At 61.0% G+C, this 16,438-nt stretch carries 15 protein-coding genes; 9 read left to right on the top strand and 6 right to left on the bottom strand.

From position 1 onward, the window contains the following. Positions 1-5 precede the first annotated feature (5 nt). The gene (locus WA845_RS01775; protein ID WP_004440279.1) at positions 6-524 is read left to right on the top strand and encodes a hypothetical protein; all 519 of its coding nucleotides are present in this window, start codon (positions 6-8) and stop codon (positions 522-524) included. A gap of 11 nt (positions 525-535) precedes the next feature. On the opposite strand, the gene WA845_RS01770 is transcribed toward WA845_RS01775, so the two are convergent. The 3 genes from WA845_RS01770 to WA845_RS01760 form a co-directional block, all read right to left on the bottom strand. Then, on the bottom strand, positions 536-1,963 hold the full coding sequence (locus WA845_RS01770) for an FAD-linked oxidase C-terminal domain-containing protein (RefSeq protein ID WP_112553347.1): 1,428 nt from the start codon (positions 1,961-1,963) through the stop codon (positions 536-538). 48 nt (positions 1,964-2,011) lie between these two features. After that, the gene (locus tag WA845_RS01765) at positions 2,012-2,989 is read right to left on the bottom strand and encodes an L-threonylcarbamoyladenylate synthase (RefSeq protein WP_112553600.1); all 978 of its coding nucleotides are present in this window, start codon (positions 2,987-2,989) and stop codon (positions 2,012-2,014) included. A gap of 143 nt (positions 2,990-3,132) precedes the next feature. Beyond that, positions 3,133-3,741, bottom strand: coding sequence for a DUF6656 family protein (locus tag WA845_RS01760; protein WP_004440288.1), 609 nt, complete (start codon positions 3,739-3,741; stop codon positions 3,133-3,135). 330 nt (positions 3,742-4,071) lie between these two features. Here WA845_RS01760 and WA845_RS01755 point away from each other — a divergent pair, with 330 nt between their 5' ends. From WA845_RS01755 to WA845_RS01740, 4 genes are all read left to right on the top strand, one after another. Next, on the top strand, positions 4,072-5,316 hold the full coding sequence (locus WA845_RS01755; RefSeq protein ID WP_006699899.1) for an aromatic ring-hydroxylating oxygenase subunit alpha: 1,245 nt from the start codon (positions 4,072-4,074) through the stop codon (positions 5,314-5,316). 8 nt (positions 5,317-5,324) lie between these two features. Further along, entirely contained in the window at positions 5,325-6,398 is a 1,074-nt protein-coding gene (locus tag WA845_RS01750) for a hybrid-cluster NAD(P)-dependent oxidoreductase (protein ID WP_004440293.1), read from the top strand. 178 nt (positions 6,399-6,576) lie between these two features. Next, positions 6,577-7,041 (top strand): BA14K family protein, encoded by a 465-nt coding sequence (locus WA845_RS01745; protein WP_004440296.1) that lies wholly within the window; start codon positions 6,577-6,579, stop codon positions 7,039-7,041. Between the two features lie 214 nt (positions 7,042-7,255). Next, positions 7,256-7,771 (top strand): BA14K family protein, encoded by a 516-nt coding sequence (locus tag WA845_RS01740; RefSeq protein ID WP_004440298.1) that lies wholly within the window; start codon positions 7,256-7,258, stop codon positions 7,769-7,771. A gap of 61 nt (positions 7,772-7,832) precedes the next feature. Here the strand turns inward: WA845_RS01740 and WA845_RS01735 are convergent, their stop codons facing one another. Beyond that, entirely contained in the window at positions 7,833-8,828 is a 996-nt protein-coding gene (locus WA845_RS01735) for a transporter (RefSeq protein WP_004440300.1), read from the bottom strand. A gap of 221 nt (positions 8,829-9,049) precedes the next feature. Between WA845_RS01735 and WA845_RS01730 the strand changes: the two genes are divergently transcribed. The 3 genes from WA845_RS01730 (at position 9,050) to WA845_RS01720 (ending at position 12,010) form a co-directional block, all read left to right on the top strand. After that, positions 9,050-10,834, top strand: coding sequence for an acyl-CoA dehydrogenase family protein (locus tag WA845_RS01730; RefSeq protein ID WP_112553349.1), 1,785 nt, complete (start codon positions 9,050-9,052; stop codon positions 10,832-10,834). A gap of 10 nt (positions 10,835-10,844) precedes the next feature. Further along, the gene (locus WA845_RS01725) at positions 10,845-11,603 is read left to right on the top strand and encodes a crotonase/enoyl-CoA hydratase family protein (protein ID WP_112553351.1); all 759 of its coding nucleotides are present in this window, start codon (positions 10,845-10,847) and stop codon (positions 11,601-11,603) included. 89 nt (positions 11,604-11,692) lie between these two features. Continuing rightward, positions 11,693-12,010 carry a hypothetical protein gene (locus WA845_RS01720; protein ID WP_309759054.1) on the top strand — a complete coding sequence of 106 codons (318 nt, stop codon included), beginning with the start codon at positions 11,693-11,695 and terminating at the stop codon, positions 12,008-12,010. A gap of 125 nt (positions 12,011-12,135) precedes the next feature. On the opposite strand, the gene WA845_RS01715 is transcribed toward WA845_RS01720, so the two are convergent. Together WA845_RS01715 and WA845_RS01710 are read right to left on the bottom strand one after the other, a co-directional pair. Then, on the bottom strand, positions 12,136-13,386 hold the full coding sequence (locus WA845_RS01715; RefSeq protein WP_112553353.1) for a class I SAM-dependent RNA methyltransferase: 1,251 nt from the start codon (positions 13,384-13,386) through the stop codon (positions 12,136-12,138). Continuing rightward, positions 13,383-14,135, bottom strand: a complete 753-nt coding sequence (locus WA845_RS01710) for a TlyA family RNA methyltransferase (protein ID WP_112553355.1) — start codon at positions 14,133-14,135, stop codon at positions 13,383-13,385. Before WA845_RS01710 ends, WA845_RS01715 begins: the two co-directional genes overlap by 4 nt. A 273-nt stretch (positions 14,136-14,408) precedes the next feature. On the opposite strand from WA845_RS01710, the gene WA845_RS01705 reads away from it, so the two are divergent. Continuing rightward, positions 14,409-16,430 (top strand): methyl-accepting chemotaxis protein, encoded by a 2,022-nt coding sequence (locus WA845_RS01705; protein ID WP_022555718.1) that lies wholly within the window; start codon positions 14,409-14,411, stop codon positions 16,428-16,430. Positions 16,431-16,438 lie beyond the last annotated feature (8 nt).

Here is a 16,438-nt window from a genome sequence, read left to right as displayed (position 1 = left end):
TGCACATGTTGACAGTCATAATGGAATGCCGGGATCAGGAGCCGGAACTGGCGCATACGCTGTCTGCGCTTGTCACCGGTGCCGTGGAAGGGCTTGTAAGCGATGTTGTGATTCTGGATCACGGTTCGCGCGATGGATCGTCGCGTGTGGCCGATGCGGCCGGCTGCCGTTTTTATGGGCAATGGGAACTGGAGGATATCGTCAAGTCCGCGCGTGGCGGCTGGTTGCTGCTGATCGAGCCGGGCGCACGCCCGCAGGCAGGCTGGATCGATGAAATCCTGGAATATGTCGCGATCTGCGAACAGCCAGCGCGCTTTTCCCCATCACGTTATCACCGGCGGAATGTTTTCAGCCGTGTCCTGCGCCGCACCCCGCCGCTGGAGCATGGTTATCTCCTGCCGAAGAAGCACGCGATGTCGATTGCGAAATCGGGCATGAGCCTGACGCAATTTGTCGGCGCGCAGAAGCCGCGCCGGCTGAATGCGGAAATGGTGCCCGCCTGGGCATTGCGGGCTTCGGCCTGAGGCGGGAAGGGTTATTCCGCCAGCACCTTACCGGGGTTCATGATTCCGGCGGGATCGAATGCGTGTTTGATGCGCCGCATCAGCTCCATTTCGATGCCGGGCCGGATGGCGGCCAGTTCGTCGCGCTTTAACTGGCCAATGCCGTGTTCGGCGGAAATCGAACCGCCCAGCGACAGCACGATGCCGTGCACGATTTCGTTCATGTCCCGCCAGCGGGCGAGGAATTGCGCCTTGTCCGCCCCTACCGGCTGGGAAATATTGTAATGTATGTTGCCGTCGCCCAGATGGCCGAAGGCGCAGACACGGGCGCCCGGGATGGCAGCAAGAACCGCCTTTTCCGCCGTCGCCATGAACTGCGGTATTCTGGAAACCGGGACGGAGACATCGTGCTTGATGGAGCCGCCCTCCGGCTTCTGCGCATCCGACATGCTCTCGCGCATGTGCCACAGTGCCTGACGCTGGGCTTCGGAGGCGGCGATCACGGCATCCTCGACCAGTCCGGCCTCAAAACCACGCTCCAGCAGCAATTGCATCATCGTATCCGCCGTCTCGGCCGAATCGGAGGTGGAGATGTCGATGAGTGCGTACCAGTCATGGGGCTGTTCCAGGGGATCGCGCACGCCGGGAATATGTCTGGCGGTAAACTCCACGCCAATCCGTGGCATAAGCTCGAAGCCGGTCAGCGCCGTGCCGCAGAGGTTTGACGCCATCTCGAACAGCTTCAGCGCATCTTCGGTGGAGGTCAGCCCGGCGAAGGCCACCTGATGGCCGAGTGGCTTCGGGAAAAGCTTCAGCACCGCGCCGGTGATGATGCCGAGCGTGCCTTCGGAGCCGATGAAGAGATCACGCAGATCGTAACCGGTATTGTCCTTTTTCAGCCGGCGCAGCCCGTTCCAGATCTCGCCTGTCGGCAACACCACTTCGAGCCCGAGGCAGAGCTGGCGCATATTGCCATAAGCAAGCACTGCGGTACCGCCGGCATTGGTGGCGAGATTGCCGCCGATGCGGCAGGACCCCTGAGAGCCGAGCGACAGCGGAAACATGCGTTCAACCGAATCGGCGGCTTTATGGATGTCATCGAGAATGCAGCCGGCATCGGCAACGATGATATTGGCGACGGGATCGATATCGCGAATGCGGTTCATGCGCTCCAGCGAAAGAATGATGTCAGTTCCCCCGGCGCGCGGCGTTTGCCCGCCGACAAGGCCGGTATTGCCCGTCTGCGGCACGATTGGGGTACCCGTCTCGCTGGCGAACTGCAGGATGGCCGATACTTCCTCGACCGATCCGGGTTTGAGGAGCAACGGCGAAGCGCCACGATAAAGCCCGCGATTTTCCACCAGCCGCGGCGCCATCTCTGCCGCATCGCGCACCGCATTCCTGTCTCCGACAATGGCGGTAAAGCGGTCGAGGATGTCGGAGGAGGGGACGGTTGTCATCGGGCGTCTCTCTGTCATTTGAAGCGGTGGGCGAATGGTCGGCGGGCCTCAGCTCCGCGGTGCGGCGGCGCGGGAAAGGCGGTCATTGATCGCCTCTCCAAGACCGTGAGTGGGAATGCTGGTGATGGCGATGCTGTCTGCGCCGCTTGCATCGGCGGCCTTGAGGTAATCGAACAGGTTGGCGGCGGCCTCGGAAAGATCGCCGGAGGGGCTGAGATCGAAAACGGCGCGGGCGGTCTCTTCACCCGCAACCGGGATACCTTCGAACCGGATCAACGCTTCGCCAGGCGAAACCGATGTGGCGTTGAGGCGCACGGCGGCGCCGGGGGCATAATGCGAAGCGAGCATGCCTGGCGCCTCGATGGCAGCCGCCGCTTTTTCAGAACGTTCAAGCCGCTTGCCCGCAACACGCTCTATTTCGGCCGTGACGACGCCGCCAGGACGAAGCAGACGCACCCTTCCATCTTCCTCCACCTTGACGATGGTGGATTCGACGCCGACCGAAGCCGCCCCGCCGTCGAGAATGAGGTTGATTTTCTGACCGAGATCGGCCTCCACATGGGCGGCGCTTGTCGGGCTGATCTTGCCGGAACTATTGGCGCTGGGGGCTGCGAGCGGTTTGCCGAACCGGCGGATAAGATCGCCGGCAAAACCTTGCGGTACGCGAATGCCGACCGTATCGAGCCCGGCCGTCGCCAGCGCATGAATATCGCTTGCCGGTTTCAGCGGCAGCACCAGTGTCAGCGGGCCGGGCCAGAAGGCCTCTGCAAGATCAAGCGATATGGGATCGAAGATGGCGTAACGTTCCGCCATGGCGATATCTGCCATGTGGCAGATCAACGGGTTGAATTGCGGCCGGCCCTTGGACTCGTAGATACGGGCAATGGCTGCAGGGTTGGTGGCATCGGCGGCAAGGCCGTAAACGGTTTCCGTCGGCAGGGCGATCGGCTGGCCGGCGGCAAGCTCCGTGACGGCTGCTTGAAGGGCGGTTTCCCGCTCGTTTTCAATATGGATATGACGCGCCATGATGCTGCCTTTCAGGGCGGTCAATAGCGTATTTCCGGGCAGAATGGAAAGCGCTAATGCACATTGTCCGAAACTGGTCGTCGGTTTCGGGACAACGACATGCCTAAGAAAGAAAGATGAAGTCCCTGGGGGCTTTTTTGCTGCTATATCGCCTTGATGATCCTGCGCATCTCCTCCGAGCGCGCGCCGAGCATGAGGACGTTTTTCAGCGCCACGCGCGGATCGTGTGTCTGGAACAGCAGGCCGCCGCGATGAACGGATGTATCGACGGCGATTTCCTGATCGGGAAGGGCGTTGATGGCGACAGCGAAATACATCCGCGAATAACGCGCATCGATATTTTCGAAGAAGTTTTCGGCACCGCTCAGTTCCGCGAAGAAATTCGCGAAATAGAAGGACCATAGCACATGACGCTCTGCATCGAAGCTGGTCGTCGCCGCCGTGACGTGGCAATAACCCAGATGCGGCCGGTCATTCAGCAGATGGTGAAACACCATTTTCGGAAAACGGATGGACTGGTGAAAACCGTTCAGGCGGCTGTGGGTGGCATCGGCGGCAGCTTCCAGCTTTCGCCCGGTCAGCGCAGCCACTTCGTCATGGCTGTAGTAGACGCGTTCTTTCGGCAGCCACCGCTCTTCGTAACGGCTGATGCGCCCTGTCCGCAAAAAATCGGAATGCGCGGTCTTCGAGCGTATCGGTGTGACCGAATGCCTGCTCGCATCGAAATAGCGTATGCGTGTCGCCTTCTCCACCGGGAACACCCTCGTTGCTGTCGATCCGGTAAGATAATTTAGGGTGCGTTAATACTCCGTTGCGCTGCAGCCCCTGTTTTTTGATGGGTGGGCAGTGGCTGCGCCATCATTCGTCATATTGCGACGTCGTTGCAGGCGGTAAATAGTTGCCGGATTTTGCAGTGGAATGGCCTGAAGACGCCGTTTGGACATGTCGCAATTTGTCGCCAATGCGGAAGCCGATGTCGCTGTCTGTGCTGCCGCAAATGACCGCCGATGATTAGATGAGGACATGCTTCCGCAGCCCCCGCAAATGGTGTCGGGCAGGGCGGTTTGATCGAGGATTTGGCCATGGAATTGCGTGATACCGTATTGCGCCAGCTGAAAAACCGCCGCGAAGGTTTTAGCCTGGAACAGCCCTTCTACACGGACCCGGATTACTTCAAGCTGGATATGGAAACCATCTGGTATCGCGACTGGCTGTTTGTCGGCCATGATTGTGAGGTTCAGAAGTCCGGCAGCTATTTCACCGTGCAGGTCGGCGCCTATTCGGTCGTCATCGTTCGTGGCCGCGACGGGCAAATCCGCGCGTTCCACAATTCCTGCCGCCATCGCGGCTCCCGCGTCTGCACCACGCAGAAGGGCCAGTCGGCGCGTCTGGTCTGTCCCTATCACCAGTGGACCTACGATCTTGACGGCAAGCTGCTTTTTGCCCGCCACATGGGCGAGGAGTTCGACAAGGGCGATTTCGGCCTGAAGCCTGTCGCCTGCGAAACCGTCGCTGGCTACGTCTTCATCTGCCTCGCCGATCAGCCTGCGGATTTTGAGCCCATGCGCGCCGAAGTGGAGAGCTACATGGCGCCGCACCGCATATGGGAAGCCAAGGTCGCGCATGAGAGCACCATCATCGAAAAGGGTAACTGGAAGCTCGTCTGGGAAAACAACCGCGAGTGCTACCATTGCGCCGCCAACCATCCGGAACTCTGCCGTACCTATCCCGAAAACCCGAGCGTGACGGGAACGGATGGCGGGGCAAGCGACCCCGAGATCGGCGGCCACTGGGCACGCTGCGAAGCAGCCGGCCTGCCCAGCCGTTTCAAGATTGACCCGAAGGGCCAGTTCCGCGTGGCGCGCATGCCGCTGATCGGCGAAGCGGAAAGCTACACAATGTCGGGAAAACGCGCCGTGCGCCGGCCGCTGTCGGACGATGTCAGCATCAGCCATATCGGTGCGCTGCTCCTGTTCCATTACCCGACGACCTGGAACCACTTCCTCGGCGACCACACCATCTCCTTCCGCGTGCTGCCGCTCAGCGCCAACGAGACGATGGTTACCACCAAATGGCTGGTGCACAAGGATGCGGTGGAGGGCGTGGATTACGATCTTGAGGATCTCACCCATGTCTGGAACGAAACCAACGATCAGGACCGCCGCATCGTCGAGGAAAATGCCTTCGGCATCCGCTCGCCCGCTTATGAGCCCGGCCCTTACTCCATGGAGGACGAGGGCGGCGTGATGCAGTTCGTCAACTGGTACGCCGATTTCATGATCGACCGGCTGTCCGGCGACAAGGCCCGGCTTTCGGCTGTAGCGTGAAGATGAACATGGTCGTGACATATAAGCATATTGACGAGATGAAGCCGTGGAGCGACAAGCTCCAGCTGCTGGAATGTATTTCGGTAACCCCCGAAACACAGGATGTGATGACGTTCCTGTTCCGCTCCGAGGATCAGAACTGGTTCCGTTATCTGCCGGGCCAGTTCGTCACGCTGGAACTGCCGGTGGGCAAGGAGCCGCTTTACCGCACCTACACATTGTCATCCAGCCCGTCGCGGCCCTATTCACTGTCGGTCACGGTCAAGGCGCAGGCCAACAGTATCGGCACGCGCTGGATGTTCGACAATCTGAAGCCCGGCATGAAGATCCGGGCGCTTGGTCCGCTCGGCGATTTTTCCTACGTCAAGCATCCCGGGGACAAGTATCTCTTCATCTCCGCGGGCTCCGGCGTCACGCCGATGATGTCGATGGTGCGCGACATGAGCGACCGCGCCCCGCAAAGCGACATTGCCTTCATCAATTGCTCGCGTACACCCGGCGATATTGTCTTCCGTCACGAGCTGGAATATCTCGCCCGCTTCATGCCGAACCTGTCGCTTGGCTTCATTGTCGAGAAATGTGGACGCACCGATCTGTGGTCCGGCCTGAAGGGCATGGTCGACAAGGCCAAGATCGCGCTGCTCGCCCATGACTTCATGGAGCGTACCGTCTTCTGCTGCGGGCCGGAGCCGTTCATGGCCGCCGTCCGCTCCATGCTTGAAGCCTCCGGCTTCGACATGGGCCGTTACCATCAGGAAAGCTTCTCGCCTGCTGCTCCCGTCGCCGTCGGCGAGAGTGTTCTCACCGATGATGGCGAAGCGTTGTCGATGGTGGGTTTTACCCTTTCCGGGAAAGAAATGCCCTGCCAGCCCGGGCAGACCGTTCTGATGACGGCGCGTGCAGCCGGTGTGCGGATCGGCGCAGCCTGCGAATCCGGCATCTGCGGGACTTGCCGGGTCTTGAAACTTTCCGGCGAGGTGGAGATGAACCACAATGGTGGCATTCTCGATGAGGAAATCGAGGAGGGCTATATTCTCGCCTGCTGCTCGCGGCCTTTGACCGATGTCAAGGTGGAGGCATGATGCCGGCAGGCATTTGAGGCTTTCCTTCCATTACCATTGTCTGGAACCAAATTTCCGTAAATTCGTTTGCACGTCATCCAATTCTTCTCGGGCATGAAGCGGGGCTGACCCTAATCTCCGAAAAGAGTGAGTGGGTGAAAAGCGTGGGTCAACGCGCTGAAGCAAACGGAGGAAGATCATGATAAATTTCCGGACAACGAGTGTCGCCACGGCCCTCGTCGTGTTCCTGACCAGCTTTACGCCGTCGCAGGCGTTCCAGGTTCCTGTGCCGATCCAGAAGCCGGCGGTTTCCACCGACAATGTCGTGCAGGTGCAATATCGCGAATGGGACCGTCGACATGATCGCCGTCACGGCGACCGCATGTATCGCCCGCGCCCGCCGCGTGACGGCTATTATAATGGCCACCGTGGTTACCGCGACCGCCGTCCGGGTTACCGTTATCATAACGGCTACTGGTTCCCGCTTGCCGCTTTCGCCACCGGCGCCATCATCGGCGGGGCGATTCAGCAACCCCGTCCGGCCTATGGCGGCAGCCATGTATCCTGGTGTCAGAATCGCTGGCGCTCGTATCGTGCTTACGACAACACCTACCAGCCCAACAGCGGTCCGCGCCGCATTTGCGTATCGCCTTACAGCCGCTAATTGCACAAGCAGAAGCCCGGTCTTTACCGGGCTTTTGTCTGGCCCTGAAACGCCGTGGTTTTGATAAACGAAGCGTGATCGGACCGTTAATCGTAGGTTCAGCCACACGTCCCTAGGCTGTAGAAGTATACGACACCGCCCGGACAAAGGCGGAATAGAACAACAGAAATTCACGTCTTACGGCCTGTCGACCGTCGTGAATGGAGGAAGTCAGATGAAAAGCTATGTGAAGAATATCCTGGCTGTCGGTCTTTCTGCAATCGTGGTTGCAGGAGCGATTGTTCCGGCCGAAGCCGCCATGCCCCTGCCTGTAGCGCCGAAGAGCGTTGAGACCTCGGGCAACGATGCCAGCAAGAATATCGTGAACGTGCAATATTGGCGTGACCGTGACGGCTGGGGCGATCGTCGCGGCTGGTATCGCGGTCACCGCGGTTACCGCGATTATCGTCCGGGTTACCGCCACCATGACGGTTACTGGTTCCCGCTCGCAGCATTTGCAACGGGCGCAATCATCGGCGGCGCTCTTTCGCAGCCGCGCGAAGTGTACCGTCCGGTGCCGGAATATCGCCCGCGCCCGGTCTATCGTGAGTATCGTCCGGTCCGCCGTGGCGGCATGAGCCAGGCGCATGTGAACTGGTGCTATGGCCGCTATCGCTCCTACGACGCCTATAGCAACACGTTCCAGCCGTATAACGGTCCGCGTCAGACCTGCTATTCGCCCTACGGCTGATAGGTTGGCCAAGACCGAGATTGACAGAGCCGTCCGGTGTCGACCGGACGGCTTTTTGCTGTCAGAGGATACGCGCGCGTTTCAACACGAACCAGGCGAGCACGACCGAGATGACGATGAAGATGCTGGCCGCCATGGTGCCACCGGTCCCGACCGTGAACGGCAGCTCATCCGTGTTCATGCCAAAAAAGCCGGTTACCAGCGACGGTGGCAGCAGGAACGCCGTCATCAGCGACAGTATATAGAGATGCCGGTTGGTTTCAGACGAGAGTTTTGAATCGATTTCTTCGTGAAGCAGCCTTGCGCGCTCCTGCAGGGCATAGACGTCATGATCGACAGCTTCGAGGCGCCCCATCAGCCGTGAGGCGACATCCTCGAAACCGTCAGGCATCTCGTCGTCATCCGCGGCCGAAGCCCGCCGCATCAGGGTGAGGACGGTGCGCAAATGCCGGTGCAGGCGCACCACCGTGCGGCGCAGCGGTGCGAGGCGTCGCCTTTCGTCGCGGGTCTCGCTGTCATAGACCAGATCCTCGATGGCGTTCAGTTCTTCCGTCGTCTCCATGACCAGATTGATCAACGAGCGCTGGAATTCGGCGACAAGGCCTTCGAAGACGTGGGAAGGTGTGAGATAGCGGTTGGAGTTCTTGTCGACCGCCGCCTTTAGCCGGTCTACCGAATGCAGCGGCTGAAGGCGGGTGGTGATGATAAAACGGTCGCTCACCGCAAAATGCAGCCAGCCGAAATCGCGCGTTTCCTTGTCGAATTCCCGTTGGAAATCGACCAGGGTGCCGTAGAGCGATTTTTCGTCGACAACAATGGACGGATGCGTTTCGTGGGTGGTGAGGCTTGCCCGTGCTGCCGGATCGAGACCCTCAACCGTCTCCAGAAAACCCGCCACGCGCTGATCGGCGAGATTGAGATGCAGCCAGAAGAACCCGTCGCGTCCCGCCATCTCGTCAAAGCCGGCATCGGGCGCCAGCCTGCGGCATGGGGCCTTCCCGGGTTGAAATTGATAGGCCCAAACGAGGCCGGGAATGGTGGGCGTTATGAGGTCCATCGTGGCAGTCCTGACCGGCGGGATGGGAGGAGAGGGGTGCCCGTCGCACCGGGAGGATGCGAAAGGAGCGCGTCAGGGCACCGTCAACATGCTGAGCAAATTCATATGACAGTTTTATAACAAGCCCGTCGAAATACCGGGAATTTTCAAATTGACGTTTACGTAAAAATCATTTAGCCCGAAGGCAGTAGCAGGATACAAGAGCTTCGGGAGGAGGCAGCATGTATAGCGCGCCGGTGGATGATATCTCCTTTACACTCAAACATGTAGCGGGTCTCGGAGACGCGCTTTCCAGGGGTGTGCTGGGAGATCTGAGTGAAGATCTCGTCGATGCCATTCTGGAGGAAGCCGGTCGTTTCGCCACCGGAGAGGTCGCGCCACTCGCCGAAATCGGGGACCGTCAGGGCGCAAAACTTGCCGATGGCAAGGTGACGACGCCCGATGGCTGGGCCGATCTTTACCGTCGCTGGGCGGCGGCGGGCTGGAACAGCCTGACTGCCCCGGAAGAATTCGGCGGTCAGAACCTGCCGCATATGCTGAATGTTGCAGCGCTCGAAATGTGGAATTCCGGCTCCATGGCCTTCGCGCTGGCGCCGACGCTGACAATGGGCGCGGTGGAAGCCATCGTTGCCCACGGCAGCAACGATCTCAAGCGAACCTACCTGCCGAAACTCGTCTCCGGCGAATGGACGGGCACGATGAACCTGACCGAGCCGCATGCGGGTTCCGATCTTGGTGTCCTGAAGACCCGGGCGGAGCGCAATGGTGACGGCACCTACCGCATCTTCGGCCAGAAGATTTTCATCACCTGGGGTGAACACGACGCGGCTGATAATATCATCCACCTCGTTCTCGCCCGTCTTCCGGATGCGCCGGCGGGAACGCGTGGCATTTCGCTGTTCCTCGTGCCAAAATTCCTGCCCGATGAAAACGGCGCGCCGGGCAACCGCAACGATCTTTTCTGCCACTCTCTCGAACACAAGCTCGGTATTCACGGTTCGCCCACCTGCACCATGATCTTCGGTGACGGCAAATTTGGTGACGAAAAGGGTGCGCTCGGCTGGCTGGTCGGCGAGGAGAACAAGGGCCTCGCCTGCATGTTCACCATGATGAACAACGCCCGCCTTGCCGTTGGCATGCAGGGCGTGGCGATCTGTGAGGCGGCGACCCAGAAGGCGATCGAATACGCGAGGGAACGCACGCAGGGCAAGGCGCCCGGCTGGCAGGGTCCTGGCATGAGCCCGATCATCGAACATCCTGATATCGTGAGAACCCTTCTGACAATGAAGGCGCTGACGCAAGGATCACGGGCGATTTCCTTCAGCTGCGCGCACGCCATCGACATGGCGCATGCGACTGAGGACGCCCGGCAGCGCGCTCACTGGCAGGAGCGCGCTGCCCTTCTGACACCGATCGCCAAGTCCTTTTCCACCGATGCCGGTGTCGATGTCGCATCCATGGGCATTCAGGTGCATGGCGGCATGGGCTTCATCGAGGAAACCGGCGCGGCGCGTTATCTGCGTGATGCCCGCATCGCGCCGATCTACGAGGGCACCAACGGCATTCAGGCCATCGATCTGGTCCTGCGCAAGTTGCCGCTCTCCGAGGGCGCGCAGGTCCGCGGTTTCATCGCCGAACTGCGTGAGATCGCCGCCCGCACGGCTGCATCGAACCGTGACGATCTCGGAGAGACCGCCCGTTATCTCGATGCCAGCCTCACCGATCTGGAAACGGCAACCGACTGGCTGCTCTCCCGCATCAAGGCGGGCGAAACCGAGATGGCACTTGCGGGCGCCACGCCCTATCAGCGTCTCTTCGGTCTGGCCTTGACGGGCGCTTATCTCGCCAAGGGCGCATTGGTCTCTGTCGATGATGGCAGGGGCGGGCATCGTGCCGCGCTTTGCCGTTTCGCGGCGGAAAACCTGCTGGCGGAAACGGCGGCGCTGAAGGACCGCATTATGTCAGGCGCGGCAAGCCTTGCCGCCGCCCGTACTGTTTTGGCTTGAGGAGCTTCAGATGTCGGACGAACATATTCTTGTCGCGCGTATCGGCCATGCGCCTGACGTTCTGACCATCCGCTTCAACCGACCGGAAAAGAAAAACGCCATCACCGATGCCATGTATCTGCGCATGGCCGAGGCTTTGCACTCCGCCAATACGGATCCGGACATCCGCGTCGTTGCCTTTCTCGGCACGGAAGGCTGCTTTTCCGCCGGCAACGACATGGCTGATTTTCTCGCCTTCGCCATGTCAGGTGGAAAGGGCAAGCTCGCTGCCCTCGAACTTCTGAAAGCGCTGGTCGCCTTCGAAAAACCGCTGGTATCCGGTGTCGATGGGCTCGCCATCGGCATCGGCACGACGCTGAACCTGCATTGCGACCTGACGGTCGCTTCCAGCCGCAGCCTGTTCAAGACACCCTTCGTGGATCTCGCATTGGTGCCGGAAGCGGCCTCCAGCCTGCTCGTGCCAAGGCTCATCGGCCACCAGCGCGCCTTTGCGCTGCTCGCGATGGGTGAGGGTTTTTCCGCCGAGCAGGCATTGCAGGCCGGGCTGATCTGGAAAGTCGTTGCCCCGGAACATGTCGAAGCCGAAACGCTGGCGCTTGCCACCCGCCTTGCCGCCAAACCGCAGCAGGCGCTGAAGATCGCTCGCGATCTGGTCCGCGGCAACCCCGCCGATATTCTCGCCCGCATCGAAGAGGAAGGTCGTCATTTCATCGCGCAGCTGCAAAGTGCCGAAGCGCGCGCCGCCTTCGAGGCATTCATGCGTCGTTAAGTGTGCGGGCAGGAATTCCTTGCGATTAAGAAACCGGGCAATATGGCTTGGGTTAGATAACGCACCGTCATTGTCCGAAGGCCACCCACATGCGTCACTTCGTTTTCGCCCTGACTGTCTTCCTATCCGCCGCAACGATTGCTGAAGCGGCGGCGACAACACGCGCTCCAGCGGCTTCCACCAACGATGTCATTCTGGCGCAGTCGACGGACGACGATAGTCCGAACTTCTATTCCGGCAATAACCGCGACCGCCAGCGCCGCGCGCGTTTCGTCTGCGTCATCACCCCCCCGGACAGCGCCAACCGCCGTCGGCCCTATATCTGCCCGCTGGAGCGCGGCCGTGTGGGCGGTGCCTGCCGCTGCTCGGGCGTGGTGGGCAACGGCACGGTCGATACGGCCTGGTAAGACTCCCAGGCTTCATCTCCACTCTCATTCCTGTGACAAGCACAGGAATGAGGGCTGTTGGGATTGCGGGCATATGAATCGTTGCGTTGCCTCAGCGTCGCTGAGCGGCTCTCCGCCCGGATTGCTTATTTCTCCAGCGTCGCCACGGCTTCCACATGCGGCGACCACAGGAACTGGTCGACCGGCGTGACGCGGGTGATGCGATAGCCGCCCTCGGTCAGGATGGCGAGATCGCGCGCCAGTGTCAGCGGGTTGCAGCTCACGGCCACGATCTTCTTTACCGTGCTGCGTGCCAGTTCCTTGCACTGGAATTCCGCGCCCGCGCGTGGCGGATCGAAGACGACGGCGTCGTAATTCTTGAGCTCGCTTGTCATCAGGGGACGGCGGAAGAGATCGCGCTTCTCGACGCTGACCGGCTTCAGGCCCTGCGTGTTGCGGGCGGCGAAATCCAGCGCCTTCAGCGGCTTGTCTTCCGCCTCCACCGCATGCACCTTGCCAACGCGCGCAAGCCGCAGCGCAAATGTACCGGAGCCGCAGAAGAGATCGGCAATGCGTTTGGACTTGCCGACATGGGCAAGCACCAGCTTCGCCATGGTGTCCTCCGCCTGCTTCGTCGCCTGCGTGAAGCTGCCGGCCGGGGGCGATACCGCCACCCCGCCAAACTCGATGATCGGCTTCTGGGGTTCGATCAATATTTCACCCGACAGTGAAACACGCGCAATGCCGCGCATGGCAAGAACCGTTTCCGTGAGCGTGCGGCGCTGCTTGTCGCTGACCGACTTGATGCCGTCGACGGAAATATCGAGGCCGGAAAGGGTCTCCAGCACCGTCATCCGGAACGGTTCCGCATTCGCCACCATTGAAAGTCCGATGGCGCGGATGGCATCCAGTCGCGAGACGATGCCGGGCGAGGTGACGGGACATTCCTCAATGGCGACGATGTGGTGGCTGTTCGCCTGGCTGAAGCCGAGCAGCAGGCCCTTTTCCGTCTTGCGGGCGGCGAACACCGCACGGCGGCGCTCGCCGGGGCGACAGATGACGAGATTATCCACATCGGGCGTCAAGCCCTTCGATTTCAGTGCCGAGACCACCAGTTCCCGCTTGTATGCATGGTAAGGCTCGTCGGCGAGATGTTGCAGCGAACAGCCGCCGCAGGTGCCATTCTTGCCCTCCGGGCCGAAATGGCGGCAGGCGGGTGTACGGCGCTCGGGTGAGGCTTCCGTAATCGACATGACGGTGCCGTGATCCTTCACCTTGGCGATGGCGACCGTCTCGCCGGGCAACGCGAAGGGCACATAGACCGGGCCGTCGGGACAGTGCGCAATGCCATCGCCCTGGGCGCCGAGGCTCTTGATGGTGACGGTTTGTGTGCTCATGGCTTTTCGCCTCCGAGAAGAAATTCGACATTGCCGTCACCGCCGGAAATCGGCGAGGGAATGAGGCCGAGACTTTTCCAGTCCATGTCCTCCGTCAGCCAGCGCTCCAGTTCGGCCGCCACTGCGGGCGCGGTTTCGGGTTCCTTCAGAAGCCCGGCCTTGCTGATGGCGTCACGCCCTGCCTCGAATTGCGGCTTCACCAGCAGGACAGCGCGAGCACCCGGCTCAGCAAGATCGAGCGCCGGGGCGAGCGCGAGCTTCAGCGAAATGAAGGACACGTCGGAGACAATGAAGCCGATGGGCTGGTCATCGATATCGTCCGCCGTCAGGAAGCGGGCATTCAGCCCCTCCAGATTGGTGACACGCGGATCGTTTGCGATCCTTGCATGCATTTGCCCGTGGCCGACATCGATGGCGATGACGTGGCTGGCGCCCCGTTCCAGCAGCACCTCGGTAAAACCGCCTGTGGAAGCGCCGACGTCAAGACAGTGATGGCCGGAAGGATCGAGCCCGAAATGATCGAGTGCGGCCACGAGTTTCAAAGCTGCGCGGGAAACATAGGCCTGCGCTGGATCGCTGATGGCGATCTCGGCATTGCCGGCGACGGTCTGGCTCGGTTTGGTGACGGTCTTGCCGTTGACGCTCACGGTGCCGCGCGCAATCGCGTCGCGCGCACGCGAGCGACTGGCAAAATGGCCGAGCGACACGAGAAGCTGGTCAAGCCGTTCATTTTCAGGTGTTTTGGACATGATCCCGTGTCAATGACTGCCAAACTCCGCCGATGCAAGCGATTTATCGCGATGCGGAGCCGACAGCGCCTGAGCCACGGCCTTATGAGGCTTTTGCGCCGCAAAATCAGCATATCAGATTAATCCAATATAAAGGCTTGTATTGCAGGGTGTGCCAAGGCCCGTGCGGCCGGTCGGAACCCGCCATGATGGCATCTTCTCCCATTTCTGAAATTGCGGCCGTTGCAGCGCAGACGCTTGCTCCGAGGCATCGGGTCGCCGAGAGAGTTTGCGATGTCGCTGAAAAATCTCCCCATTAATCTGAAGCTCATAGCCACCTTCTGTGCCTTGATGGGCGTGTGCCTGCTCGCTTCCGCGGTCGTATTCTGGCAGACGCTGGGGAGCGAGCGTGTCACGATTGAAAACAACCGCACCAAGGATATCATCCAGGCCGTGGATGGCGCGACGGCAGCCATGCTGGAACAGGCCGTCAATCAGCGCGGCTTCCTGCTGTTCCGCAGTGACAGCACCTATAATGACGTGTTCGCCCAGCGCGATATCATGCTGAAGAAGCTTGATGCAGCGCGCGCCCTTGCTGCCGGCCAGCCGGACATCCTGAAATCCATCGACGACATGCAGAAATCCGCCACCGTGTTCTTCAAGGAACTGGCGGAACCGCAGATCGCCGCACGCAAGACGACCGAAGCGCCGATTTCCGAAATCATCGAAATCGGCCGTAATCAGGCCAAGGGCCAGCTTGACGGCTTCCGTGCCTCGGCCGCCAAGATCAAGGAACAGCTGAATGGCCTGTCCACCGCTTACGCTGCAGAACAGCAGGCTGCTGCCCGCAAGCTCGAATATGCCCTTCTCGGCGGTGGCGCCGTCGCCGGCCTTCTCGCCGTGATCCTGATCTGGGCGCTTTCGCGCTCCATCGTTACGCCCATCGTCGGCATGACAGCGGCGATGAGCCGGCTTGCCGATGGCGATCTGACGACGGAAGTTCCGGCCACGGATCGTGGCGACGAAGTCGGCAAGATGGCAAAGGCTGTAATGGTCTTCAAGGAAGCCGGGCTTGAAAAAGCTCGCCTTGCCGGTGAGACCGATCGCATGCGCTCCGCGACGGAAGCAGAACGTCGCCGCACCGAGGAAGAAAAAGCCAGGGACGAGGCCGCCAGCGCTTTTGCCAGCGCCGAGCTTGGCAAGGGCCTTGCGGCTCTCGCGGATGGCGATCTTTCCTATCGCATTGAAACGCCTTTTGCGCCTGCGATTGATCCGGTTCGTGTGAATTTCAACAGCGCTGTCGAAAAACTCCAGCAGGCATTGCGCACGGTCGGCGAGAACGCAGCCGCCATCAATGCCGGCGCTTCGGAAATGCTCTCCGCCGCCGACGACCTGTCGCGCCGCACCGAACAGCAGGCGGCCTCCATCGAAGAGACCGCTGCGGCGCTCGAAGAAGTCACCACCACCGTGCGTGATAGCGCCCGTGGTGCGGAAGATGCCGGCAATCTGGTCCAGCGCGCCCGCGCCGGTGCGGAAAAGTCGGGTGTTGTGGTCCGCAAGGCGGTTGCCGCCATGCGCGAGATCGAGAAGTCCTCCGGCGAAATCGGCAACATCATCGGCGTCATCGACGATATCGCTTTCCAGACCAACCTCCTGGCGCTGAATGCCGGTGTGGAAGCCGCCCGCGCCGGTGATGCCGGCAAGGGCTTTGCGGTGGTCGCGCAGGAAGTCCGTGAACTTGCCCAGCGTTCGGCCAATGCCGCCAAGGAAATCAAGACCTTGATCAGCGCTTCCAGCCAGCAGGTGGAAAACGGCGTCAATCTCGTCGATGAAACCGGCAAGGCGCTGGAACTCATCGTCTCGGAAGTCGAAGAGATCAACGCCCATGTCAGCGCCATCGTTGTCGCTGCCCGCGAACAGGCCACCGGCCTGCAGGAAATCAACACGGCCGTGAACACCATGGATCAGGGCACGCAGCAGAACGCCGCCATGGTGGAGCAGCAGACCGCCGCCAGCCATTCGCTGGCCCGCGAAGCGGAAGCGCTGAACAGCCTGCTTGGCCAGTTCAGGATGGGCGGCGCACGCACCGCCGTTGCGAGCGCCGGCGGATATTCCGCTCCGCGCCCATCTTCGGCCAAGCCTGCCTTCCAGCCTGCGCCGGCCGCGCCGATCCGCAAGGCTCCGGTAAAATCGGCCTCTGCAACAGCAAGGCCTGTCGCATCGCCGGCCCGTGCACTCGGCCAGAGCCTTGCCCGCGCCTTCGGTGGTGCTGCCGAAGCACCGGCTGCGAAGGATCAGGACTGGACGGAGTTCTGAGCGGGGCT

The sequence above is a fragment of the Agrobacterium sp. CMT1 genome (assembly GCF_037203725.1).
Classification (GTDB): domain Bacteria; phylum Pseudomonadota; class Alphaproteobacteria; order Rhizobiales; family Rhizobiaceae; genus Agrobacterium; species Agrobacterium pusense.
The sequence above is the reverse complement of the archived record's forward strand: the minus strand, read 5'-3'. Positions and strand labels throughout refer to the sequence as shown.